This is a genomic window from Mesorhizobium ciceri biovar biserrulae, from assembly GCF_001618845.1.
In the GTDB taxonomy this organism is placed as follows: domain Bacteria; phylum Pseudomonadota; class Alphaproteobacteria; order Rhizobiales; family Rhizobiaceae; genus Mesorhizobium; species Mesorhizobium ciceri.
The window spans coordinates 6,141,362-6,165,162 of sequence record NZ_CP015064.1 but is presented as its reverse complement, the minus strand read 5'-3'; the positions used below and the strand labels follow the sequence as shown (position 1 = coordinate 6,165,162).

General features: G+C 63.3%; 21 protein-coding genes. 14 read left to right on the top strand and 7 right to left on the bottom strand.

Annotated features, from left to right (window positions below):
- Positions 1–89: 89 nt before the first annotated feature.
- Positions 90–590 carry a protein-export chaperone SecB gene (gene secB, locus A4R29_RS29135; RefSeq protein WP_013528724.1) on the top strand — a complete coding sequence of 167 codons (501 nt, stop codon included), beginning with the start codon at positions 90–92 and terminating at the stop codon, positions 588–590.
- Between the two features lie 119 nt (positions 591–709).
- Here the strand turns inward: secB and dnaQ are convergent, their stop codons facing one another.
- The 5 genes from dnaQ to A4R29_RS29110 all read right to left on the bottom strand — a co-directional run bounded on the left by dnaQ (position 710) and on the right by A4R29_RS29110 (position 4,712).
- Complete coding sequence (gene dnaQ / locus A4R29_RS29130) at positions 710–1,411, bottom strand: DNA polymerase III subunit epsilon (protein ID WP_063173422.1); 702 nt, start codon at positions 1,409–1,411, stop codon at positions 710–712.
- 210 nt (positions 1,412–1,621) lie between these two features.
- Positions 1,622–2,221 (bottom strand): dephospho-CoA kinase, encoded by a 600-nt coding sequence (gene coaE, locus A4R29_RS29125; protein ID WP_063173421.1) that lies wholly within the window; start codon positions 2,219–2,221, stop codon positions 1,622–1,624.
- Positions 2,218–3,060, bottom strand: coding sequence for a shikimate dehydrogenase (locus A4R29_RS29120; RefSeq protein ID WP_063173420.1), 843 nt, complete (start codon positions 3,058–3,060; stop codon positions 2,218–2,220). The genes coaE and A4R29_RS29120 overlap by 4 nt, the downstream gene beginning before the upstream one ends.
- Positions 3,053–3,652: a Maf-like protein gene (locus tag A4R29_RS29115; RefSeq protein ID WP_063173419.1), complete on the bottom strand. Its 600-nt coding sequence runs from the start codon at positions 3,650–3,652 to the stop codon at positions 3,053–3,055. The genes A4R29_RS29120 and A4R29_RS29115 overlap by 8 nt, the downstream gene beginning before the upstream one ends.
- A gap of 238 nt (positions 3,653–3,890) precedes the next feature.
- Positions 3,891–4,712 carry a pyruvate, water dikinase regulatory protein gene (locus A4R29_RS29110; protein WP_013528729.1) on the bottom strand — a complete coding sequence of 274 codons (822 nt, stop codon included), beginning with the start codon at positions 4,710–4,712 and terminating at the stop codon, positions 3,891–3,893.
- Positions 4,713–5,117: 405 nt separating this feature from the next.
- Here A4R29_RS29110 and hemE point away from each other — a divergent pair, with 405 nt between their 5' ends.
- The 3 genes from hemE to rho all read left to right on the top strand — a co-directional run bounded on the left by hemE (position 5,118) and on the right by rho (position 8,180).
- On the top strand, positions 5,118–6,149 hold the full coding sequence (gene hemE / locus A4R29_RS29105) for a uroporphyrinogen decarboxylase (protein ID WP_063173418.1): 1,032 nt from the start codon (positions 5,118–5,120) through the stop codon (positions 6,147–6,149).
- Complete coding sequence (gene hemJ / locus A4R29_RS29100) at positions 6,149–6,685, top strand: protoporphyrinogen oxidase HemJ (RefSeq protein ID WP_063173417.1); 537 nt, start codon at positions 6,149–6,151, stop codon at positions 6,683–6,685. Before hemE ends, hemJ begins: the two co-directional genes overlap by 1 nt.
- Positions 6,686–6,914: 229 nt before the next feature.
- Complete coding sequence (gene rho / locus A4R29_RS29095) at positions 6,915–8,180, top strand: transcription termination factor Rho (RefSeq protein ID WP_013528732.1); 1,266 nt, start codon at positions 6,915–6,917, stop codon at positions 8,178–8,180.
- Positions 8,181–8,381: 201 nt separating this feature from the next.
- On the opposite strand, the gene A4R29_RS29090 is transcribed toward rho, so the two are convergent.
- Positions 8,382–10,400: a thioredoxin domain-containing protein gene (locus A4R29_RS29090; RefSeq protein ID WP_063173416.1), complete on the bottom strand. Its 2,019-nt coding sequence runs from the start codon at positions 10,398–10,400 to the stop codon at positions 8,382–8,384.
- Positions 10,401–10,464: 64 nt separating this feature from the next.
- Between A4R29_RS29090 and mnmE the strand changes: the two genes are divergently transcribed.
- From mnmE to A4R29_RS29055, 7 genes are all read left to right on the top strand, one after another.
- Positions 10,465–11,796, top strand: a complete 1,332-nt coding sequence (gene mnmE / locus A4R29_RS29085; RefSeq protein WP_063173415.1) for a tRNA uridine-5-carboxymethylaminomethyl(34) synthesis GTPase MnmE — start codon at positions 10,465–10,467, stop codon at positions 11,794–11,796.
- A 519-nt stretch (positions 11,797–12,315) separates the two neighbouring features.
- A complete protein-coding gene (mnmG, locus tag A4R29_RS29080; RefSeq protein WP_027162836.1) occupies positions 12,316–14,196 on the top strand; it encodes a tRNA uridine-5-carboxymethylaminomethyl(34) synthesis enzyme MnmG in 1,881 nt (626 codons plus the stop codon).
- Positions 14,193–14,825, top strand: a complete 633-nt coding sequence (rsmG, locus tag A4R29_RS29075) for a 16S rRNA (guanine(527)-N(7))-methyltransferase RsmG (RefSeq protein ID WP_063173414.1) — start codon at positions 14,193–14,195, stop codon at positions 14,823–14,825. The genes mnmG and rsmG overlap by 4 nt, the downstream gene beginning before the upstream one ends.
- 54 nt (positions 14,826–14,879) lie before the next feature.
- A complete protein-coding gene (locus tag A4R29_RS29070) occupies positions 14,880–15,680 on the top strand; it encodes a ParA family protein (RefSeq protein WP_082827509.1) in 801 nt (266 codons plus the stop codon).
- Positions 15,681–15,743: 63 nt separating this feature from the next.
- Positions 15,744–16,634, top strand: a complete 891-nt coding sequence (locus tag A4R29_RS29065; protein WP_013528737.1) for a ParB/RepB/Spo0J family partition protein — start codon at positions 15,744–15,746, stop codon at positions 16,632–16,634.
- A gap of 510 nt (positions 16,635–17,144) precedes the next feature.
- Positions 17,145–17,771 (top strand): DUF1326 domain-containing protein, encoded by a 627-nt coding sequence (locus A4R29_RS29060; protein ID WP_024504084.1) that lies wholly within the window; start codon positions 17,145–17,147, stop codon positions 17,769–17,771.
- A gap of 33 nt (positions 17,772–17,804) precedes the next feature.
- On the top strand, positions 17,805–18,593 hold the full coding sequence (locus A4R29_RS29055) for a DUF2182 domain-containing protein (protein WP_027162841.1): 789 nt from the start codon (positions 17,805–17,807) through the stop codon (positions 18,591–18,593).
- A 45-nt stretch (positions 18,594–18,638) separates the two neighbouring features.
- Here the strand turns inward: A4R29_RS29055 and holA are convergent, their stop codons facing one another.
- Positions 18,639–19,682, bottom strand: a complete 1,044-nt coding sequence (holA, locus tag A4R29_RS29050) for a DNA polymerase III subunit delta (protein ID WP_024504082.1) — start codon at positions 19,680–19,682, stop codon at positions 18,639–18,641.
- 351 nt (positions 19,683–20,033) lie between these two features.
- On the opposite strand from holA, the gene A4R29_RS29045 reads away from it, so the two are divergent.
- From A4R29_RS29045 to A4R29_RS29035, 3 genes are read left to right on the top strand one after another with little or no spacing between them, the layout of a single operon-like run.
- Positions 20,034–21,266, top strand: a complete 1,233-nt coding sequence (locus A4R29_RS29045) for a 3-methyl-2-oxobutanoate dehydrogenase (2-methylpropanoyl-transferring) subunit alpha (protein WP_063173413.1) — start codon at positions 20,034–20,036, stop codon at positions 21,264–21,266.
- A gap of 4 nt (positions 21,267–21,270) precedes the next feature.
- Positions 21,271–22,284 (top strand): alpha-ketoacid dehydrogenase subunit beta, encoded by a 1,014-nt coding sequence (locus A4R29_RS29040; RefSeq protein WP_063173412.1) that lies wholly within the window; start codon positions 21,271–21,273, stop codon positions 22,282–22,284.
- Between the two features lies 1 nt (position 22,285).
- Complete coding sequence (locus A4R29_RS29035; RefSeq protein ID WP_063173411.1) at positions 22,286–23,602, top strand: dihydrolipoamide acetyltransferase family protein; 1,317 nt, start codon at positions 22,286–22,288, stop codon at positions 23,600–23,602.
- Positions 23,603–23,801 lie beyond the last annotated feature (199 nt).

Here is a 23,801-nt window from a genome sequence, read left to right as displayed (position 1 = left end):
GCAAACCTTGTCTTGTCATCCCCGCCATGGTAGCGAACGCCCGATTTCAATTCGGTCAGCGACGCTGCCCAGGCAAGAGGACAAGGCTTATGGCCAGCAAAGATGACGCGCCGGTCGGCGCAGCCAACGGAAACGGCAATGCGGCGCAGCCGTCGCTCAACGTTCTGGCGCAATATGTGAAGGACCTGTCCTTCGAAAGCCCCGGCGCGCCGAATTCGCTGCGCGGCCGCGACAAGGCGCCGGGCATCGCCATCAATGTCAACGTCAACGCCAACCCGCTCTCCGACAAGCAGTTCGACGTCAATCTGACGCTCAACGCCAAGGCGTCCTTCGACCAGGAAGTGCTGTTCAATGTCGAGCTGGTCTATGGCGGCGTGTTCGCCATCGCAGGCTTTCCGCAGGAACACATGCTGCCGATCCTGTTCATCGAATGCCCGCGTCTTTTGTTCCCGTTCGCCCGCCAGATCATCGCCGAGGCAACCCGCAATGGCGGCTTCCCGCCGCTGATGCTCGACCCGATCGACTTCGCGCAGATGTTCCAGCAGAAGCTGGCGGAGGACCAGGCGTCGTCGAAGGTCCAGGTGAGCTGAGGGCTGCCTGCCACGGATTGTGAAAAGCCCGGCCTTGCGCCGGGTTTTTTGTTTTGGGCGGGACGATTGAGGCGCCGGCAGGGCAGAGGGGGGCGCCAAGGATCGCCAACGGGACGATTTTAATTCCCGAGAACCTTCAGCCACAGCGCCTTTTCACCCAATGTCCCGACCATGCCGGCGTGCGCGGCACGTTCGGCTTCTGTCACGCGCGGCGGCAGTGGCGCCGGGCGCGGGGCGACGACGATTTCGATCTGGCGGACATTCTCGCCCTGGGCCGGCGCGGTGGCGCTGTCGAGGATGAGGGCCGCCTGCTTGCCGCCGATCAGCTCGATATAGACCTCGGCCAGCAATTCGGAATCGAGCAGGGCGCCGTGCTTGGTGCGCTTGGTGTTGTCGATGCCGTAGCGCCGGCAGAGTGCATCGAGCGAATTAGGACCCATCGGGTGCTTGCGGCGCGCCAGCGCCAGCGTGTCGACGACGACGCCGTTGTCGATGACAGGGTGACCCAGCCGGCCGAATTCGACGTTGAGGAAGCCGACATCGAAAGTGGCGTTGTGGGCGACCAGCTTGGCGCCGTCGGTAAAGTCCAGCCACTCCTGCACGATCTCGGCAAAGGTCGGCTTGCCCGCGAGGTCCGCCGCGCTGATGCCGTGCACCGCCTGTGCCTCGACATGGATCGCGCGGCCTTGCGGGTTGATGTAGTGGTGGAAGGTCCTGCCGGTCGGAAAACGGTTGACCAGTTCGACGCCGCCCAGCTCGATCACGCGGTCGTCGCGCGAATCGAGGCCGGTGGTTTCCGTGTCGAAGATGATCTCACGCATCGAATCAGTCGCTCCAAAGGAGCAGAATCGTGAGAGCGGAACAAAATGGCAATGAGAAACTATGATGGCCAGGGCAATCGCACAGGTTTGCGCCGCCCCTCATCGCCCTGCACCTTTCCTCTCCCCCGTCGATCGGGGGAGAGGTGTCGAGCGAAGCCGGCAGGCAGATAAGCGGCTCTCACATCGACAGCTGGCGGTCGAGCGGTGGGCTCAACCACCTGGCTTGCCAACCCCTATCAGCTGGCTGATGATTGCAGCGACCTCCGCCCGCGCGGCGTCCATCCCCTGGCCGGTGTCGACGATGAAATCGGCCTGACGGCGCTTTTCCGCATCCGGCACCTGCTTGGCCAGGATCGACGCCAGCTTTTCCTCCGTCATGCCGGGCCGTGCCAGCACGCGTTCGCGCTGGGTCTCGGCCGGGGCGGTGACGACGACGACCTTGTCGACGCGGTTGCGGCTGCCGGTTTCGAACAGCAGGGGGATATCGAGGACGGCGATCGGCGCGCCTGATCCACGATGCCTGGCCAGAAAGGCATCGGCATCGGCGCGCACCAGCGGGTGGATGATGGTCTCCAGCCGCTTCAGCGCCGCGGCATCGCCGAGCACGCGCGCGCCAAGTTTGGCACGATCGACCACGCCGGCGGATGTGGTGCCGGGAAAGGCGGCCTCGACCAGGGGGGCTGCCTTGCCCGCGTAGAGGCGATGCACCGTCTCGTCGGAATCATGGACCGGCACGCCGGCCTCGGCAAACATTTTTGCCGTGGTCGACTTGCCCATGCCGATCGAGCCGGTGAGGCCGAGCACGATCATGGCTTCGGCACCAGATCGGCGACGATCAGGGCCCGGAGTTCGGCCGTCACCCGCGGCCTGATGCCGAACCAGCGCTCGAAGCCAGGCACGGCCTGATGCAGCAGCATGCCAAGACCGTCGACCGTCTTCAGATTTCGCGCGCGGGCGGCCGCGAGCAGCGGCGTCTCCAGCGGCACATAGACGATGTCGGTGACGATGGCATGGTCGGGCAGCCGGGCGGGATCCGCCGACAGGCCTTCATTGCCATGCATGCCGAGCGCGGTGGTGTTGACCAGCAGGCCGGCATCGCCGAGCAGTTCGTTGGTCGCCGCCATGCCATGCGCCGAGACACCGGTGCCGAAACGATCGCGCAATTCCTGCGCTCGGGCCAGAGTACGGTTGACGATGCGGATGTCGGCAACGCTGCGCTCCTTCAGCGCATGGATGACGGCGCGCGACGCGCCGCCGGCGCCGAGCACCACCGCCGGACCCTTGCTTGCCCAGCCCGGTGCATGATCGTCGAGGTTGGCGGCAAAGCCGTGACCGTCAGTGTTGCCGCCCCACAGGACGCCGTCCTCGAACCACAACGTGTTGACGGCGCCGATTTCTTGCGCCGCCTGATCGCGGCGTTCCGCCAATGCGAAGGCCGCTTCCTTGTGCGGGATGGTGATGTTGCCGCCGCGGTAATTGTTTGCCTGCAATGTTTCCACGAACACGGCAAAGTCTTGCGGCGCGACATCGATGGCCTGGTAGCTTCCGTCGATGCCATGTTTGGCCAGCCAGTGACCATGGATCTTCGGCGAGCGCGAATGCTTGACCGGATGGCCCGACACGAAGGCTTTTTTCGACGCCTCAGCCATCGATCGCCCCCAGGTCTCGCAGTTCGGCCAGCAGCGGCAACAGCGGCAGGCCGACAATGGTGAAATGATCGCCCTCGATTTTCTCGAACAATTGAATGCCTTCGCCTTCGATCTGATAGGCGCCGACGCTTCCCAGCGCCTTGGCACCGACACGGGCGAGATGGCGCCCGATAAAGGCGGGATCGAGCTTGCGCATGGTCATCGAGGCGATGCCGACATGCCGCCACAGAACCTTGCCGTCGCGAACCAGCACGGCGGCGCTGTTCAACTGATGGGTCTTGCCCGACAGCGCCAGCAAATGACGGCGGGCACCCTCCATGTCAGCCGGCTTGTGGAACACCTCGTCGCCGAGCGACAGCGTCTGGTCGCAGCCCAGCACCAGGGCGCCCGGCCTGCGCTCGCTGACTTCGGTCGCCTTAGCCTCGGCCAGCACCAGGGCGACGTCCTCGGGCGAGACACCGCTATCCTGCAAAGGCGACTCGAGCGCGCGCTCGTCGACATCGGCCGGCACCGCCTCGACATCGACGCCGGCATTGACCAGCATCGCCTTGCGGAACGGACTGCCGGAAGCAAGGATGAGTTTTTCGATCATGCTGATTCACCCATGTTGGCGCTCCGTCACGCACCCCTCATCCGACCGAGCTTCGCTCGGCCACCTTCTCCCACAAGGGGAGAAGGGAAGTCCCGCGCGTACGCCGCTGCAAATCGCCAACTGGCGGTATCTTGCGGAGACGACGGTGCCACGTTCTTCCTTCTCCCCTTGTGGGAGAAGGTGGCCTCGCGAAGCGAGGTCGGATGAGGGGTGCTGGTGCTCACTTATCTTACCTGCCCTATCTATTCTTCCCCCGCAGGGCAACGATGGCCGCCGCCGTTTCCTCGATCGAGCGGCGGCTGACGTCGATCATCGGCCAGCCATGGCGCGTGCAGATCTTGCGGGCGTAGGCGAGCTCTTCGCTGATCGCCGCGCGGTCGACATAGTCTGATGCCTCATACGAGCTGCTGTTGCCGAGGATGCGGTTTTGCCGGACGTGCGAGATGCGCTCGGCGGTGGCGATCAGCCCGACGATCAGCGGCTTGCTGGCGGCAACCAGGCTTTCCGGCACCGGCACACCGAGCACGATCGGGATGTTGGCGGTCTTGATGCCGCGGTTGGCGAGATAGATGCTGGTCGGCGTCTTCGACGTGCGAGAAATGCCGATCAGCACGACATCGGCATCGTCCATGTTGAGCGGCAGCTGGCCGTCATCATGGTCCATGGTGAAATTGAGCGCGTCGATGCGGCGGAAATATTCGGCGTCGAGAACATGCTGGGCGCCGACGCGGCGGCCGGCCGGGGTGCCGAGATAGGACTGGAACACGGTCAGCACCGGCTCCAGCACCGACACACAGGGCAGGCCCATGGCCGCGCAGCGCTCGTCGATGCCGCGCGCCAGCTTCTGGTCGACGACCGTATAGAGGATGATGCCCGGCTCTTCCTCTATGTCCTCGAACACCTTCGCCACCTGCTTTTCGGTGCGGATAAGCGGATAGATATGCTCGATGGCGCGCGCATCCTTGTATTGTGCCGAAGCCGCCCGGCCGGCGGCGAGCAGCGTTTCGCCGGTCGCGTCGGAAATCAGGTGCAGGTGGAAGAAGCTCTGGGGTTTGTTCACAGGGGGTCACCTGGGGCTGTGGGCTTCTGTGGATAAAGCGGGATGAAAAGAGGGGTCGGTCGGAGGCGACTGTATCAGATGGCAGTTTGTCCACAATTCGATGCGCTGTCAGCTTCGTCGGGCGACTGGGGACAAGTTTGGGGACGGCTTTTTTCGCCTACAGTCCGTCCACAGGACCTGCCTTTCACCGCTCCGCCTAACGCTTTGACTCGATTGATCGATTCCGACCTATCCCCAGAACCCTACATCTGGGAAAAAGAAGCACGCGACAATATGTTGGCTGGTGTTTTCCGGGGCAAAGCGGGACAGGTGGCAATCACCAGAACCAACAGACTCTTAGAATCAGAAGAATCTTAGATATAAGAATCTTTGATTTTAGAAGACGCCGGGAGAAGCGAGCGCTCGATGCCCCAGAACCGGATCATGCTGGATGTCCTGAAGGGCAAGGCTCATTTTCCGCCTCCGCTCTGGATGATGCGTCAGGCAGGGCGTTATCTGCCGGAGTATCGGGAGACACGCAGGCGAGCAGGCTCGTTCCTCGATCTCTGCTATGATCCCGACCTTGCCGTCGAAGTGACCTTGCAACCGATCGAGCGCTTCGGCTTCGATGCTTCGATCCTGTTTTCCGATATCCTTGTCGTTCCGCATGCGCTTGGCCGTGACGTCCGCTTCGAAGAGGGCAGAGGGCCGCTGCTGACGCCGATCACCGCGCCGGAGATTCTGGCTCTGGAGGGCAAGGTGTTTCACGTGAATCTCGAACCGGTCTACGAGACGGTTCGCCGGTTGCGGGCCAAATTGCCCGACGAGACAACCCTGATCGGCTTCTGCGGCGCGCCGTGGACGGTGGCGACCTACATGATTGCCGGCCATGGCACGCCCGACCAGGCGCCGGCGCGGCTTTTTGCCTATCGCGAGCCGGTGGCCTTTCAACGATTGCTGAAGGTGCTTGCCGAACATTCGGCCGCCTATCTCATCCGCCAGATCGAGGCGGGCGCGGATGTGGTGCAGATTTTCGATTCCTGGTCCGGCGTGCTGGACGACGAAACTTTCGATTTGTTCTGCGTTCAGCCGATGGCCGAGATCGTTGGCCGGGTGCGGGCGGTTTATCCCGATGTCCCGATCATCGGTTTTCCCAAGGGCGCCGGTGCGCGCTACCGGACCTATCGACAGAAGACCGGCGTGACGGCGCTGGGGATCGACTGGACGGTGCCCCTGATCGCGGCGAAGGAATTGCAGCGCTCGGGTGCGGTTCAGGGCAATCTCGATCCCTTGCGGCTCGTGGCTGGCGGCAAGGCGCTGTCCGATGGCGTCGAGGCGATCCTGAGAGCACTGGGAGACGGTCCGCTGATCTTCAACCTCGGTCACGGCATCACGCCGGAGACGCCGATCGCCCATGTCGAGGCGATGGTGAAACAGGTGCGGAGCGCGACACGCTGATGGCTCAGATGAACAACACGAACAGCACCGGCCAGGCGATGATGCGCATGATATCAGGTATCGCCGTGCTGATCGTTTTCACCGCGCTTTTGTATTTCGCGGCACCCGACAGTTTCTACCCCTGGGCCAAGGCGATCCATATCCTCGCCGTCATCTCGTGGATGGCGGGCATGCTCTATCTGCCGCGGCTGCTGGTCTACCACGCCGATGCCGAGAAGGGCTCGGTGCAGTCGGAAACCTTCAAGGTGATGGAGCGGCGCCTGCTGCGCGGCATCATCAACCCGGCGATGATCGTCACCTGGGTGTTCGGCCTGTGGCTCGCCTGGAAGGGTTTCGGTTTCCAGGGCGGCTGGCTGCACGCCAAGATCGGAGCGGTGCTTTTGCTGTCGGCCATGCATGGCTATCTGGCCGGTGCGGTGCGCAAATTCGCCGAGGACCGTAATGAAAAACCGGCCAGGCACTGGCGGATGGTCAACGAGATCCCCACATTGCTGATGATCGCAATCGTCATCCTGGTGGTGGTCAAGCCGTTCTGATGCATGTCGCCCAAAAACGGCCAGGAGACTGCGACAGGCATTGATGCGTTTAGGCCTTCATAGGCCATGCAAAACGCAGCTTGCTCTTTCACCCGACCGACGATAAAAGACGGGTCTTCCTTCCCGTCATGCGCCGCCCCTCGTTGTTTTCGGCCGCGCTCGGCATTTGTCGCATCCCGCCGATATTTTCCCAAAGCCTACCCAGACTCCATCTATTCAAGGTCCGTCTATGCAAGAAATGAAACTCGCCGAGTTCAAGAACAAGAAACCGCCAGAGCTGATCGCTTATGCCGAATCGCTCGAGGTCGAAAACGCCAGCGTCATGCGCAAGCAGGAGCTGATGTTTGCGATCCTGAAGAAGCTGGCCGCCCAGGAGATCGAGATCATCGGTGATGGCGTGGTCGAGGTGCTGCAGGACGGTTTCGGCTTCCTGCGCTCCGCCAACGCCAATTACCTGCCAGGTCCCGACGACATCTATATTTCACCGTCGCAGATCCGGCGCTTTTCGCTGAAGACCGGCGATACGGTCGAAGGGCCGATCCGCAGCCCGAAAGAGGGCGAGCGCTATTTCGCGCTGCTCAAGGTCAACACCATCAATTTCGACGATCCCGAGAAGATCCGTCACAAGATCCACTTCGACAATCTGACGCCGCTCTATCCGACCAAGCGGCTGAAGATGGAGATCGAGAATGTCACCACCAAGGACATCTCGGCCCGTGTGATCGACCTGGTGGCGCCGATCGGCAAGGGACAGCGCGCCTTGATCAACGCGCAGCCGCGTACCGGCAAGACGGTTCTGATGCAGAACATCGCCCACTCGATCACCGCCAACCACCCGGAATGCTATCTGATCGTGCTGCTGATCGACGAGCGGCCGGAAGAAGTGACCGACATGCAGCGCTCGGTGAAGGGAGAGGTGATCTCCTCGACCTTCGACGAGCCGGCGGTGCGCCACGTGCAGGTCGCCGAAATGGTCATCGAGAAGGCCAAGCGCCTGGTCGAACATGGCCGCGACGTCGTCATCCTGCTCGATTCGATCACCCGTCTCGGCCGCGCCTACAACACCGTCGTGCCGTCATCCGGCAAGGTGCTGACCGGTGGTGTCGACGCCAACGCGCTGCAGCGGCCGAAGCGCTTCTTCGGCGCCGCCCGCAACATCGAGGAAGGCGGTTCGCTGACCATTATCGCCACCGCGCTGATCGATACCGGCAGCCGCATGGACGAAGTCATCTTCGAAGAGTTCAAGGGCACCGGCAACTGCGAAATCCAGCTCGACCGCAAGGTCGCCGACAAGCGCATCTATCCGGCCATGGACATCCTGAAGTCCGGCACCCGCAAGGAAGACCTGCTGGTTTCCAAGCAGGACCTGCAGAAGATCTTCGTGCTGCGCCGCATCCTGGCGCCGATGGGAACCACCGACGCGATCGAGTTCCTGATCGACAAGCTGAAGCAGACCAAGACCAATGCGGATTTCTTCGATTCGATGAACACGTAAGGGGATGGGGTAGCGATCCTTCGCGCCTCCCTCTGCCCTGCCGGGCATCTCCCCCTCTAGGGGGAGATTACGCCCTTGGTCGCTTTCGGCAATTATCAACGCCGTAAGGTGAGCGGAACAGCGAAGCTGCCGATCTCCCCACTTGAGGGGGAGATCGGCCGGTAGGCCAGAGGGGGCGTCTCTCGCCGGCGGTTAGCAAAACTATCGCCGTCGCAACAATCGCTCGAGCTCTTCAGCATCCGTCACCGCCGGCAAACAAACCTGCCCCGTGCACAACCATGCACCTGCCTTGTCGGTCGGCGGCAGGATTCCACCGGGCAGCAAGGGTCGATTCGCTGCCGTACCGATCGGCACGACGATGTCGACGCGACACGGGTCCGGGTTTCGATTCGCAACCGGAACGAGCTTTGGATCTGTGAACTCATCCACCAACACCAGCTTGAGCGGCTCGATCGCCAGCGCGCAGGCATTGACGATGCCGGCCTGGCCATAGGCCTGCTGCGTCGCGCGGCCGGCGGCATGCTCGGCGACGTGCCAGGCTCTCTCCTGCAGCTCGAGATTGCCGGTGACGGAGGCGAGCCTGACCAGCGCCTCGATGATCTGGCCGGTGGCGGACGGAATGGCTTCGTCGACATCGCCGCGGATGCGGATCGGCACGTCGGTGCTGTCGGAAGCAGTCAGGTAGTAACCTGTCTTCTCGGCGTCGGCGTGCCAATGCTCGAGCTGCCCGACAAACTGGCCGGCTTGGTCGACATAGCTCCAATCCCCGGTGGCCTCGAACAGAGAGATCGCGGCATTGGTCATGGCGGCATAGTCGCTGGACAAAGCCGGGAACAGTTTTCTGGCGCCGAGCATCGAATGCGGCAAACGGCCGTCGCGGCTGCCAGAGCTGATATAGGCAAAGGCCTTTGCCGCCGCATCGATCCAGTCAGGCCGCGCCAGCGCCCGGCCGGCCTCGGCAAGCGCTGCGATCATCTGGCCGTTCCAGTCGATGAGGGTCTTTGCGTCAAGACCGGGCCTGACCCGCTTTTCCCGGACAGCACGAAGTTTCGTCTTGAGCGCGCTGATCTCTTCGCGGTGGATCACATATTGCGATTGCTGGGACAGCGTTTGGTGGACGACCGGCTTGCCTTCCCAGCCATGCGGGCTGGAGAGCGTGAAGTGCTTGAAAAACAATGCGGAATCGTCGCCAAGGGCGGCTTCGATCTCGTCGCGGCTCCAGGTGTAGAACAGACCTTCCTCGCCGTCGCTGTCGGCATCGAGACTGGCGGCAAAAGCGCCGCCGTCGACGCGCATTTCGCGCAGCAGCCAGCCGATCGTCTCTTCGATTCGCAGCCGGAACAATTCATTGCCGCTTGCGGCATAGGCCCAGTTGCAGAAGCGGAGGAGCTGGGCATTGTCGTAGAGCATCTTTTCGAAATGCGGCACCAGCCATTCGGCGTCGGTGGAGTAACGGCTGAGCCCGCCGCCGATGTGGTCGTAGATGCCGCCGCGCAGCATCTGCTCGAGGCTGTTGAGGACGTCGTCGCGATGGGCGGCATTGCGGTCGCGAAGCCAGGACAGCCACAGCGTTTGCATGAACGGCGCGTTGGGAAATTTAGGCGCGCCGCGCAATCCGCCGAGATCACGGTCGATCATGCCGTCGATGCCCTTGGCCAATTCCGCCAGCGTGGCGCGGTCGAGCACGATTCTGGCATGCGAACCGGCGAGCCGTGCCTCGACATGCGTCGTCAGGCCGTCGGCGCTCTGGTTGAGGCCCGCCCGCTTCTCCCGCCACGCCTTGTCCACCGCCTCCATCACCTGGATGAAGCCGGGGCGGCCGTAGCGCGGCTCGCGCGGAAAATAGGTGCCGCCCCAGAACGGCTTGCCGTCCGGGGTCAGGAACATGGTCAGCGGCCAGCCGCCCTGCTCGCCCATCGAGGACAGCGCCGCCATATAGATCTGGTCGATGTCCGGGCGCTCCTCTCGGTCGACCTTGATATTGACGAACAGACGGTTCATGACGGCGGCGACGCCATCGTTTTCGAAGCTTTCATGCGCCATGACATGGCACCAATGGCAGGCGGCATAGCCGACCGAGAGCAGGATCGGCCTATCCAGCGCTTTCGCCTCTTCGAGCGAAGCCGGCGACCAGGCCCGCCAGTGGACGGGATTGCCGCTGTGCTGCTGCAGATAGGGGCTGGCTTCTTCGGCAAGCAGGTTTTGCGCGGGCAGCGTCACTGGGCAAACTCGGGTGCGATTGGCTGATAGGCGTGAAGCTAGGGCGGTTCGGTAGAGCGGGCAAATGATTTCAGGCGATTCCATTGTAGCGCTGTCGAGCGGCCGGCTGCCTGCCGGCGTCGCCGTCATCCGAATTTCCGGCCCGCAGACTCGATTCGTGGTCGAAACGATTGCTGGGACTATGGTTAAGGACCGCGCGGCGGCTCTGCGCCGATTCAGGGCGTCTGACGGGACATTGCTCGATACCGGCCTGGTTGTGTTCTTTCCCGGTCCGGCCAGTTTCACCGGCGAGGATGTCGCGGAATTCCACGTTCATGGCGGCCGTGCCGTTGTGGCAAAAATGCTGGAGACGATGACCGGTTTTGGCGGCGTCAGGCACGCGGAACCGGGCGAATTCACGCGTCGCGCTTTTCTGAACGGCAAGGTAGACCTGGTCGAAACCGAGGCGCTGGCCGATCTCGTCAATGCCGAGACGGAGGCGCAGCGGCGCTTCGCGGTGCAGAATGCCGACGGCGTACAGAGCGAACTCTATCTCGGCTGGCGCCGCAGGCTGATCCATGCCCGCGCCATGATCGAGGCCGAGATCGATTTCGCCGACGAGGAAGACGTCCCTGGTTCCGTTTCGGATGCGGTCTGGTCTGATGTCAGAACGATGATCGACGAGATCGACCGGCACATCGCCGGGTTTCGCGCCGCCGAGATCATTCGCGATGGATTCGAGGTCGTCATCCTCGGTCCCCCCAACGCCGGTAAGTCGAGTCTGTTCAACGCCCTGGCGCGGCGCGATGCCGCTATAGTAACGGATGAACCAGGCACGACCCGCGACCTGCTTGAAGTGACACTTGATCTTCAGGGGCTGCGTGTGAGGCTCACGGACACGGCCGGGTTGCGCGATGCGCCGGGGAAGGTCGAGGCGATCGGCATCGACAAGGCGAGGGCCAAGGCGCATGGCGCCGATCTCTTGCTGTTGCTTAGGGATGTCGCCGATCCCAGGGAGATTGGACTGCTGCCGACCGAAGCGCCGATCTTACGTGTCGGCACCAAGCTCGATCTGCTGGAAAGCCGCGCGGCGAGCGACGCGACGGAGGATTACGACCTTGTCATTTCAGTGAAGAACGGGACGGGCGTGGAGGAACTGCTGGCGGAAATCGGCCAGCGGGCGGCGGAGGCAGCCGGCAGCGTCGGCGATGTCCTGCCGTCGCGCCTTCGCCACGTCGAATTGCTTGGCGAGACCAACCGTCATCTGCTTCGCGCCACCGATGGCCGTTCTGTTGGGCAGGAGTTGCGCGCGGAGGAGTTGCGGCTTGCCGCCGACCGCCTGGGCCGAATCGTCGGCGCCATCGACGTCGAGGACATGCTGGACGTGATCTTCTCGCAGTTTTGTATTGGGAAATGACTCACGTGAAACACTGGGTCGGTCGGTAGGAACCAGGTTCCCTATGGCTTGACGGCTTGGATGCTACACTTTGATGAGCGTGCCTTGCTAATTTGGTGGAACGCCCATGACTTCGTCATCCACGGGCGGAGCAAGGAGCGCAGCGACGCGGCGCAGACCCGAGGATCCATGCCGCGACATCAAAGCAGCCGCCACGGTGCAGGATTCTGTGCCGCTGCACCCTACGGTCAAGGTCGCGGCATGGATCCTAGGGTCTCCGCTACGGAGCTTCGCTCCTGCTCCGCCCTAGGATGACGAAGTTGAGGGCTTCGGCCAATGCCAAGCCAGGAGAAAACTATGAAACCCTGGCGGTAAGGAACCTCAGCCGGAGAATAATAGACCGGCGGCGTGACTCACGTGAAACATGGCTGCAGTTGCACCCCCGCTCTGTTTCACGTGAAACTCGTCGCGGAGTTTTCTTGACAGCGCCGCTCCGCGGGGACATGTGTCCCTCAATCATTCGAATCCGGGAAGTTTGTGATGACCAATCACTATGATGTGGTTGTGGTGGGCGGCGGCCATGCTGGTTGCGAGGCGGCCAGCGCTGCCGCGCGCGCCGGTGCCAGGACTGCCCTGGTGACGCTGCGTTTCGACACTATCGGGGTCATGTCGTGCAACCCGGCGATCGGCGGGCTCGGCAAGGGTCATCTGGTGCGCGAGATCGATGCCATGGACGGCTTAATGGGGCGCGTGGCGGATGCGGCCGGCATCCAGTTCCGCCTGCTCAACCGCCGCAAGGGTCCCGCGGTGCGCGGGCCTCGCACGCAGGCCGACAGAAAACTCTATCGCCTTGCCATGCAGGAAGCGATTCGGCAGCAGAACGATCTCGACGTGGTCGAAGGCGAGGTTCTGGACTTCGAGATCGCCGACGGGCAGATCACGGCGGTTCTCCTGGCCGACGGCCGGCGCCTGGCTTGTGGCGCGGTCGTTCTGACGACCGGGACTTTTTTGCGCGGGCTTATCCATATCGGCGAGAAGAAGATCGTCGCCGGCCGCATGAACGAGCAGGCGAGCCTCGGCCTGTCGGCGACGATGGACCGCGCCGGCTTCAAGCTTGGAAGGCTGAAGACCGGGACGCCGCCGCGGCTCGATGGCCGGACCATCGATTGGGCGTCGCTGGAAAGCCAGGCGGCGGATGCGGATCCGGTGCCGTTCTCGCTGATGACCGACCGCATCGAGACGCCGCAGATCGATTGCGGCATTACGCGGACGACGACCGCGACTCATGAGCTGATCCGCGCCAATCTCGGCCGCTCGGCCATGTATTCCGGTTCGATCGAAGGGGTCGGGCCGCGCTATTGCCCGTCGATCGAGGACAAGATCGTCAAGTTCGGTGACCGAGACGGGCACCAGATTTTCCTGGAGCCGGAAGGGCTCGGCGACGATACGGTCTATCCCAACGGGATCTCGACCTCGCTGCCCGAAGACGTGCAGCTCGACATCTTGAAAACCATTCCGGGGCTGGAGCGGGCCGTCATGCTGCAGCCCGGCTATGCCATTGAATATGATCATGTCGATCCGCGCGAATTGCATCAGACGTTGGAGACGAAGCGCATTAGTGGCCTCTTTCTCGCCGGGCAGATCAATGGCACGACCGGCTATGAGGAAGCGGCCGGGCAAGGCTTGCTGGCCGGCCTCAATGCGGCGCGGCGGGCGGCGGGGAGCGAGCAGATCGTGCTCAGCCGCACCGAGGCCTATATCGGCGTGATGGTCGACGATCTGACCAGCCGCGGCATCGCGGAGCCCTACCGGATGTTCACCTCGCGGGCCGAGTTCCGGCTGTCGCTGCGCGCCGACAATGCGGATGAGCGGCTGACGCCCCTGGCGGAGAGGCTGGGGATTGCCTCGGCGCAGCGGATGCAGCGCTACGGGCAAGTCATGCAGAGTCTCGATGAAGCGCGGGAGCTGGCGAAATCGCTCACCATGACGCCCAACGAGGCGGCGCGTCACGGGCTGGAGATCAACCGGGACGGCGTGCGCCGCTCCGGTTATGAATTGCTGTCCTATCCCGATGTCGATGTCGCCTGGCTGGGTCGCATCGATTCGCGATTCGCGGCGATCGACAGCAAGACGGCGGAACGCCTCGAAACAGAGGCGAAATATTCGGTCTATCTCGATCGCCAGAAGACGGATGTGGCCCAGATCCGGCACGAGGAGAGCCGGCTGATCCCCGAGACGGTCGACTTCGCCGGCGTGCCGGGACTGTCCAACGAATTGAAGCAGAAGATGCAGGCGCGGCGGCCGCGCTCCATCGCCGATGCCCAGCGCATGGAGGGCATGACGCCGGCGGCGCTGGCGATCATTGTCGCGCATGTCCGCCATGCGGAGAGCGCCAGGCGCCCACAAAGGGATGTTGCGTGAGTTCTATGTCCCTAGAGAGCCTGCAGGACGCGGCAGGCCCGGTTTCACGTGAAACATTCTATCGGCTGGTGGCGTTCGAGCAGATGTTCCAGAAATGGAATCGCAGCATCAATCTCGTCGCGCAATCGACGTCGGGCGATGTCTGGCAGCGTCATATACTGGACAGTGCGCAGCTCGCGCGCATAGAGCCTCAGGCCACACGCTGGGTGGATCTCGGCTCTGGCGGCGGATTTCCGGGCCTTGTCATGGCTTTCCTGCTGGCCGAGCGCGCCGGCGCTAGCATCGATCTGGTTGAAAGCAATCGCAAAAAAGCGTCGTTCCTGCAGACCGTCGTCGGCCAGTTCAACCTGCCGGCGCGGGTCGTGGCGCGCCGTATCGATGAAAGCCATGCACTTGTTTCGACACCGCAAATCGTGACAGCGCGGGCGCTGGCCTCGCTTTCGACCTTGCTGGACCTGTCGGCGCCATGGCTGACATCAGGCGCGCGCGGCCTGTTCCACAAAGGCCGGGATTACCGCGCCGAAGTGCAAGAAAGCGTTAACCGATGGTCATTCGATCTGGTAGAACATCCCAGTGTGACCGACCCTGGCGGCGTCATCCTGGAATTGTCCAACCTGCAACCTGTCTGATCCGCGATTTGTCAGACACTTTGGCGACCCAAAATGAACTTCTGGCATAGACCCATGATGAAGAATGGCCCCCGAATCATCACCGTAGCCAACCAGAAGGGCGGTGTCGGCAAGACCACCACCGCCATCAATCTGGCGACAGCGCTGGCCGCGATCGGCGAAAAGGTGCTGATCGTCGATCTCGATCCGCAAGGCAATGCCAGCACCGGCCTCGGCATCGACCGCAAGGATCGGACCGTGTCGTCCTATGACGTGTTGACCGGCGAACTGGAGCTGGAAGCCGCGGCTATTCCGACGGCGGTGCCTGGCCTGTCGATCGTGCCGTCGACGCTCGACCTGCTCGGCATCGAAATGGAAATCGCTTCGGCGCCGGACCGGGTGCTCAAGCTGCGCAATGCGCTGAGCGCCGCGACCGAGCGCGGCGCACCTTTCGGCTATGTGCTGATCGATTGCCCGCCCTCGCTCAACCTTTTGACCTTGAATTCAATGGCTGCGGCCGATTCTGTTCTAGTGCCGCTGCAATGCGAGTTCTTCGCGCTCGAAGGCCTCAGCCAGTTGCTGGAGACGGTCGAGCAGGTGCGCCGCTCGATCAATCCGGATCTCACCATCCAAGGCATCGTGCTGACCATGTATGACGGCCGCAACAATCTCGCCAACCAGGTGGTGCAGGATGTGCGGGCGCATATGGGCGACAAGGTCTACGAGACCGTCATCCCGCGCAATGTGCGGGTGTCCGAGGCGCCGTCCTACGGCAAGCCGGCGATCCTTTACGATCTGAAATGCTCGGGCAGCCAGGCCTATCTGCAACTGGCGTCGGAAGTGATCCGCCGCGAGCGCAAGTTACGCGCCGCTTGATTAGACTCCCTGCAATCTAAAGAGCCGATTCGATACCGAAACGATCCGGAACCTGGAATAAAGATGAGCGAAGACCTTTCGAGAAAGAGACTGGGGCGTGGGCTGGCGGCGCTGATCGGCGAGATCGATCGCCCAGCTGCGCCTGAAAAACCAGGCATGAGCGCCGACGGCAAGGTGCCGATCGAGTTCCTGACCCCCAATCCGAAGAATCCGCGGCGGCATTTCGGCGACGCCGAGCTGACCGACCTTGCCCAGTCGATCCGCGAACACGGCGTCGTCCAGCCGGTGGTGGCGCGCCCTTCGCCGGCACAGGCCGGCCGTTACGAGATCATCGCCGGCGAGCGGCGCTGGCGGGCGGCACAGCGCGCCGGGCTGTCCGAGATCCCGGTCATCATCCGCGAGGTCAACGACCGCACCGCGCTCGAGCTGGCGATCATCGAAAACGTCCAGCGCACCGACCTCAATGCGGTCGAGGAAGCACTTGGCTATCAGCAACTGATCGATGAGCACGGCTACACCCAGGCCGATCTCGGCCAGGTGATCGGCAAGAGCCGCAGCCATGTCGCCAACACGCTCAGGCTCCTGAAGCTGCCGGACGTGATCCGCGACATGCTGGTCGACGGCGCGCTGTCGGCGGGCCATGCCCGCACGCTGGTGACGGCGGAAGATCCGGCCGGCCTTGCCAAGCGTATCGTCGAAGAGGGCCTTTCGGTGCGCCAGGCCGAAGCGCTGGCCCAGATACCGGCCGGCACCAGCAGCACCAAGGAAGCCAAGCCGGCGCCAAGTCCGGAGCAGAAGGACGCCGATACGCTGGCGCTGGAAAAGCTGTTGACCGATACGATCGGCATGATTGTGTCAGTGGATCACAAGGGCAAGGGCGGCACTTTGCGGGTTTCATACCGGTCGCTGGAGCAGCTTGATGAGCTGTGCAGAAGGCTGAAGCAGGAGCGTTAGTTAGCCGGCGAAATATATTGAGGCCGGAGATTGCGCATGTGGAAAGGGGCTGGCCGTTTGGCCGGCCTTTTCCTTTTGGGGCGCTGGTGATTGGCGAAATCGGTGACGCCGCGAATCTCCCTCCTTGAGGGGAGATGGCCGGCAGGCCAGAGGGGGTCGCCCCTCATCAAGCGCCGGGCCCCTGCGGGAACGAAGAAGAGGTCAGCGCCCCACGCGCGGCGGCCCCCTCTGTCGCCTTCGACATCTCCCCTTCGAGGGGGAGATCAGGCTCGCTCCCCAGCCTCGCGCTCTCAACCGCGATCCCAAGCAGCGCCTGCCGCCAGCCCTGCCGCTCGCGGCTTGACAGTGCCAGGCAACGGCGTAACCTATATTAGATATGGCTTAAATTATGTGCCCTAGCGTGCCGGTCAGTCGAGGCGGGGGCTATTTGCCGTTCCTACAACAGTCGTGAAATGGCACCGCCCCGCCAATGCGATATGCCGACGCGCCTGACGCAAGTGGGAGGTGCAAATGGCAGTCCGTTGGCAATTGTCCGGAAGTTACTTCGAAAATTGTAGCTGCGATGTCGTATGTCCTTGTCTGCTGTCCACCAACGCGCAGCTGACATCGAAGCCGACGAAAGGTGTTTGCGACGTCGGTTTGGTCTTTCATATCAATACGGGCAACTACGGCGACGTTCGATTGGATGGGCTCAGTGTCGCGATGGTCGCTCACACGCCGGGTCCTATGGCAAACGGCAATTGGACGGCCGCCGCCTATATCGACGAACGGGCCGATGACAGGCAAACAGAGGCGCTAGGTGCCATCTTCACCGGCGCTGCGGGCGGCCCTATGGCGGTGCTGGCACCCATGATTGGCACGAATCTTGGCGCCAAGAAGGTGCCGATAAGCTACCGGATAGACGGCAAGAAGCGGTCGGCGGAGATTGCGGGCGTCATGCAGATGGCGGTCGAGCCGCTGCCGACAATGCGCGAGGACGGGCAGATGTGGGCGGCCACCGGCCATCCTGTCAATCCCGATTGGCTCGCCCTGGCGATGGGGGCGGAAGGCAGTACATTCAGCGATCATGGCATGAGCTGGGACAATTCCCGCCGAAACGGACATTACGCCCCGATCAATTGGTCTGGGCAGCAGTAGCCGTTGGCAGCGTAGCACGGAACGACCTCGTCCATGGCCCCGACGTTGCAGCGATACATCATTCTCGCGCTGCTGATCGCTATCGCTGCGGCGGCGTGGACCCTGCTTGTCTGGCAGCAGATGGGCATGGATGCGGACATGCGCATGGAAATGTACGCACTCACCATGGGTATGAAGGCGCCGCTGTTTCTTGCCATCTGGATGATCATGATGATTGCCATGATGTTTCCGACGGCCGCGTCCATGATCCTGACGTTTCACAAGGTCCAGGCCGGCAAACAGAGCCGGGGCGAGACCTTTGTCTCGAGCTGGGTGTTCGTGGCCGGGTATATGCTGGTTTGGGGCGTGATGGGCGTTATCGCCTTTGCCGGTGCGGCGGGTGCGGAGATGCTTGCCGGGCATGTGGGATTGTCCGCTGCGACGGCCGCGCGTATCGGCGGCGCGCTGCTGATGATTGGGGGCGCCTATCAACTCTCCCCACTGAAAGATCTGTGTCTGGCCAAATGCCGCACGCCGATTGGCTTCATCCTGACCTCATGGCGCGATGGTTATTGGGGTGCGGTTCGCATGGGCCTGGAGCATGGACTTTTTTGCCTGGGCTGCTGCTGGCTTTTGTTTCTCGCCCTCTTTCCTCTCGGGATCATGAACGTCGCCGCAATGGCCGTGGTCACCTTGCTGATCTTTGCGGAAAAGACCCTCCCGTCAGGAGGTGGGATCGCAAAGGTGTCGGGTATCGCTCTGCTTCTTTACGGCGCGGCGGTGCTGGTCTTTCCACAGGCGCTGCCAACCTTCCAGCAGGTGGGCGCCATGACAATGAATTGACCGATGGAGGCAGCGCTCGGTGCCGAGAAGAGGAGGATCGCTCTCCTACCTCTGCGCCAACCTGCTGCTCTCCACCGCAATGCCAAGCAGCGCCTGTCTTGCCAGCGCCACGGAAAGATCCGGCCGCCGTCTGGTCTGCAGCACCGCCGTCTGCAGCCGGGTCAGTGCGCGGCCGAGCGCTTCGGTGCTCCAGCGCTCCAGCGCTTTCTCCACCAGCTTGCGTCGCGAGAAAAACACCGGCGGGCGAGCGGCGGCAACGACCGTGGCGGCGTTGCGGTTGCCGGACTCCATCTGGCCGCGCATGATCTGGATCTGCTGCAACTGCCGCATTGCCGAGGACAGCACCAGGAAGGGCTGGCCGCCGGACTGGCAATGGCGGGTGAAGGCGGTGTCGAAGTCGCCGATCTTGCCTTCGAGAAGCGCGTCGACCGCGTCGTCGAAAGACGCGCCGGAGACATCACCTGACATCGCTTTGACCTCCTCCAGGCCGATCTCGGTCTGGCCATGGGCGTAGAGCACAAGCTTCTCGATCTCACCGCGCGAGGCCAGCCGGTCGCCGCCGAGATTGCGGCGCAGCGCCTGTCTCGCTTCCATGGTCATCGACATGCCGGCCCTGCCCAGTTCGCCGTCGATGACGGTGTCGATGTCGCGGGCTTCATCGGCATAGCAAGGCAGGGCCATGGCGTTGTCGGCCGCCTCGACGATGGCGCGCAGGCCGACACCTTTCTTGAGGTCGCCGGCCTCGATGAGAATGATCGCATCGCGCGCGGGCTCGGCCGTCAGCGCCTTGACGTCGTCGGCCAATGCCTTCTGGCCGCTGGCATTGCGCACCCACAGCAGGCGCCGGTCGGAAAACATCGGCACGGTGCGGGCCTCGTCGAGCAGCCGGCCCTCGTCGCGGTCAACCTCCGACCCCTCCAGCCTGACCACCGAGAAGGGATCGTCGAGCGGCAGGCCGGTCTTGCCGGCAAAGGCCTTTGCTCGCTCGGAGACGAGGCCGCGATCGGGGCCGTAAAGCAGGACGATGGAGATCCGCTGGTCCGGCTTCGCGAGCCAGCCATCGACCTCATATGCTTTCTTCTGTGCCATGGCGGGTTGGTTAGCATGATGTGGGGGCGGCATCCAGCTTGGGCGAACCGTCGACCCCCACTCCGTCGAGCTTCGCTCGACACCTCTCGCCCGATCGACGGGGGAGAGGAAAGGCGCGAGTTCGTCGCCCAATCACCTTATCTGCCGGCAAACCTCGCCCAACCTTCCCTCTAATTGCGCGCCACCGCCCAACATCGACAAGAAATTTCGCGGACATATCTTCATCTTGGGTGCGGGAGGCTGGATCGGCCGGCGTGGCCGGGACCGACGTCCGCAGGCTACCCGACGAATTCGCACTGGCGGCGCAGATATGCAAATATCTGTTCCGGGCAACATTGGAGGACAAAGGTCATGGCCGATGCTGGGATGTTGCGTTTCCACGTTCCGGAGCCGGAAGTGCGGCCGGGTGGCACGCCTGACTTTTCCAATGTGCCGATCCCCAAGGCCGGCTCGGTGCCGCGTCCTGACATCGATGTCGATCCGCGCAGCATCCGCGATCATGCCTTCTCGATCATCCGCGTGCTGAACCGCACTGGCGAGGCCGTCGGCCCGTGGGCCGGCCTGCTGTCCAGCGACGAGCTTCTCACCGGCCTGCGCCACATGATGACGCTGCGGACCTTCGATGCGCGCATGCAGATGGCGCAGCGGCAGGGCAAGACCTCGTTCTACATGCAGCATCTGGGCGAAGAGGCTGTGGCTTGCGCCTTCCGCAAGGCACTGGCGCCGGGCGACATGAACTTTCCGACCTATCGCCAGGCAGGGCTGCTGATTGCCGATGGCTACCCGATGGTCACGATGATGAACCAGATCTATTCCAACGAAGCCGACCCGCTGAAGGGCCGGCAATTGCCGGTCATGTATTCGTCGAAGGAGCACGGCTTCTTCTCGATCTCCGGCAATCTGGCGACGCAGTACATCCAGGCGGTCGGCTGGGCGATGGCCTCGGCGATATCGAACGATTCGCGCATCGCAGCCGCGTGGATCGGCGACGGCTCGACGGCCGAGTCCGATTTCCATTCGGCGCTGGTGTTCGCCTCCACCTACAAGGCGCCGGTCGTGCTCAATGTCGTCAACAACCAGTGGGCGATCTCGACCTTTCAAGGCATCGCGCGCGGCGGTTCGGGCACGTTCGCGGCCAGGGGCCTCGGCTTCGGCATCCCGTCACTGCGCGTCGACGGCAACGACTACCTCGCCGTCCACGCCGTGGCCAAATGGGCGGCGGAGCGGGCGCGCAGCAATCTCGGGCCGACGCTGGTCGAATATGTCACCTACCGTGCCGGCGCACATTCGAGCTCGGACGACCCGTCCGCCTACCGGCCGAAGACCGAATCCGACGCCTGGCCGCTCGGCGACCCGATCGTGCGGCTGAAGAACCATCTCATCGCGCTCGGCGTCTGGTCGGACGAGCGGCACGCGCAGGCCGAGGCGGAAATCCTCGACACGGTTATCGCGGCGCAGAAGGAAGCCGAAGGCCACGGCACGCTGCATGCCGGCGGCAAGCCGTCGACGCGCGACATGTTCGAAGGGCTCTACGCCGAAATGCCGCCGCATCTCAGACGCCAGCGACAACAGGCGGGAGTCTGAAGCCATGCCGAGACGGACCATGATCGAGGCCATTCGCGATGCCATGGATGTGTCGATGGGGCGCGACGAGAAAGTCGTCGTGTTCGGCGAGGATGTCGGCTTCTTCGGTGGCGTCTTCCGCTGCACGCAGGGCTTGCAGGCCAAATACGGCAAGAGCCGCTGCTTCGATGCGCCGATCAACGAATCCGGCATTGTCGGCTCGGCCATCGGCATGGCCGCCTATGGGTTGAAGCCGTGCGTGGAAATTCAGTTTGCCGACTACATGTACCCGGCCTACGACCAGCTGACCCAGGAAGCGGCACGGCTGCGCTACCGCTCCAACGGCGATTTCACCTGCCCGATCGTGGTGCGCATGCCGACCGGCGGCGGCATTTTTGGCGGCCAGACGCACAGCCAGAGCCCTGAGGCGCTGTTCACCCATGTGTCGGGGCTGAAGACGGTGGTGCCGTCCAACCCGCATGACGCCAAGGGGCTTTTGATCGCGGCGATCGAGGATCCGGATCCGGTGATCTTCCTCGAGCCGAAGCGGCTCTACAACGGTCCGTTCGATGGTCATCACGACCGGCCGGTGACGCCCTGGTCGAAGCATGAGCTGGGCGAGGTGGCCGACGGCCACTACACGGTGCCGCTCGGCAAGGCGGCGATCCGCAGGGCAGGCTCGGCCCTCACCGTGCTCGCCTACGGCACCATGGTCTATGTCGCGCAGGCGGCTGTCGAAGAAACCGGCATCGATGCCGAGGTCATCGACCTCAGGACCCTGCTGCCGCTTGATCTCGATACGATCGTCGCCTCGGTGAAAAAGACCGGGCGCTGCGTCATCGTGCATGAGGCGACGCTGACCTCGGGCTTCGGCGCCGAGCTGTCGGCGCTGGTGCAGGAAAACTGTTTCTATCACCTCGAAGCGCCGGTTGCTCGCGTTGCCGGCTGGGACACGCCCTATCCGCATGCGCAGGAGTGGGATTATTTTCCCGGTCCCGCCCGCGTTGGCCGTGCCTTGCTTGAAACCATGGGAGCCTGAGATGGGCGAACACATCATCAAGCTGCCCGATGTCGGCGAAGGCGTCGCCGAGGCCGAGCTGGTCGAATGGCACGTCAAGGTCGGCGATATCGTCCGCGAGGACACTGTGCTCGCCGCCGTCATGACCGACAAGGCGACGGTTGAAATCCCCTCGCCGATCGATGGCGAGATCCTGTGGCTGGGCGCCGAGATCGGCGACACGGTGGCCATCGGCTCGCCCATCGTGCGGCTGAAGGTGGCGGGCGAGGGCAACGCCAAGCCGCAAGGCGCCGAAGCGGAAGCGGTGTCCGCTGAGCCTCCGGCAAAACTTCCGACGCCGAAGCCCGAGGCTGCTGCGCCGGTCGTGAAGACATCGCCAAAGAGCGACGAGCCCAAGGCGAAACCGGCAGCCTCACAGAAAAGCACGGCGCAGCCTTCCGTCCCCGGCGCGCCGCGGCCTGAAGGCGAAAGACCGCTGGCGTCGCCGGCCGTTCGTCTGCGGGCAAAAGAAGCCGGCATCGATCTCAGGCAGGTTGCCGGATCCGGTCCGGCCGGTCGCATCGGCCATGAGGACATCGAAGCGTTCCTGGCGCGCGGGCCGCAGGTCGCAAAGGCATCCGGCCTCGCCCGCAACGATGCTGTGCAGGATATCAAGGTGGTCGGCTTGCGGCGCAAGATCGCCGAGAAGATGTCGCTGTCCAAATCGCGCATTCCGCACATCACCTATGTCGAGGAGATCGACGTCACCGCACTGGAGGAATTGCGCGCGGCGCTCAACAAGGAGAAGCGTCCTGGCGTGGAGCGGCCGAAACTGACGCTGCTGCCGTTCCTGATGCGGGCGATGGTCAAGGCGATCGCGGACCAGCCCAATCTCAACTCCCTGTTCGACGACGAGGCCGGCATCGTCCATCAGCATGGCGGCATCCATATCGGCATCGCCGCACAGACGCCGTCGGGGCTGGTGGTTCCGGTGGTCAGGCACGCCGAGGCGCGCGACATCTGGGATTGCGGCGCCGAGGTCATCAGGCTGGCCGAGGCGGCCAAGTCCGGCACGGCAACACGCGACGAGCTGTCCGGCTCGACCATCACCATCACCTCGCTCGGCGCCATGGGCGGCGTGGCGACGACGCCGGTCATCAACCATCCGGAAGTGGCGATCGTCGGCGTCAACAAGATGATGGTGCGGCCGGTGTGGGACGGCACCCAGTTCATGCCGCGCAAGATGATGAACCTGTCGTCGAGCTTCGACCATCGGGTGATCGATGGGTGGGATGCGGCGGTGTTCATCCAGCGGATCAAGACGCTGCTGGAAACGCCGGCGCTGATTTTCGTGGATTGAGGGGATGAGAACGGTCGCAAGGGTCCCCTCACCCGGATTGCCAAAACCGAATTGCGAAGGGCAATTCGGGGCAATCCGACCTCTCCCCGAGGGGAGAGGAGGTCGCCGGCGTCTGTGCTCGCCTCTTCTCCCCACCGGGGAGAAGGTGGCCGCGAAGCGGCCGGATGAGGGGGCCTTCGCCACCAGAAAGAGCGTGCCA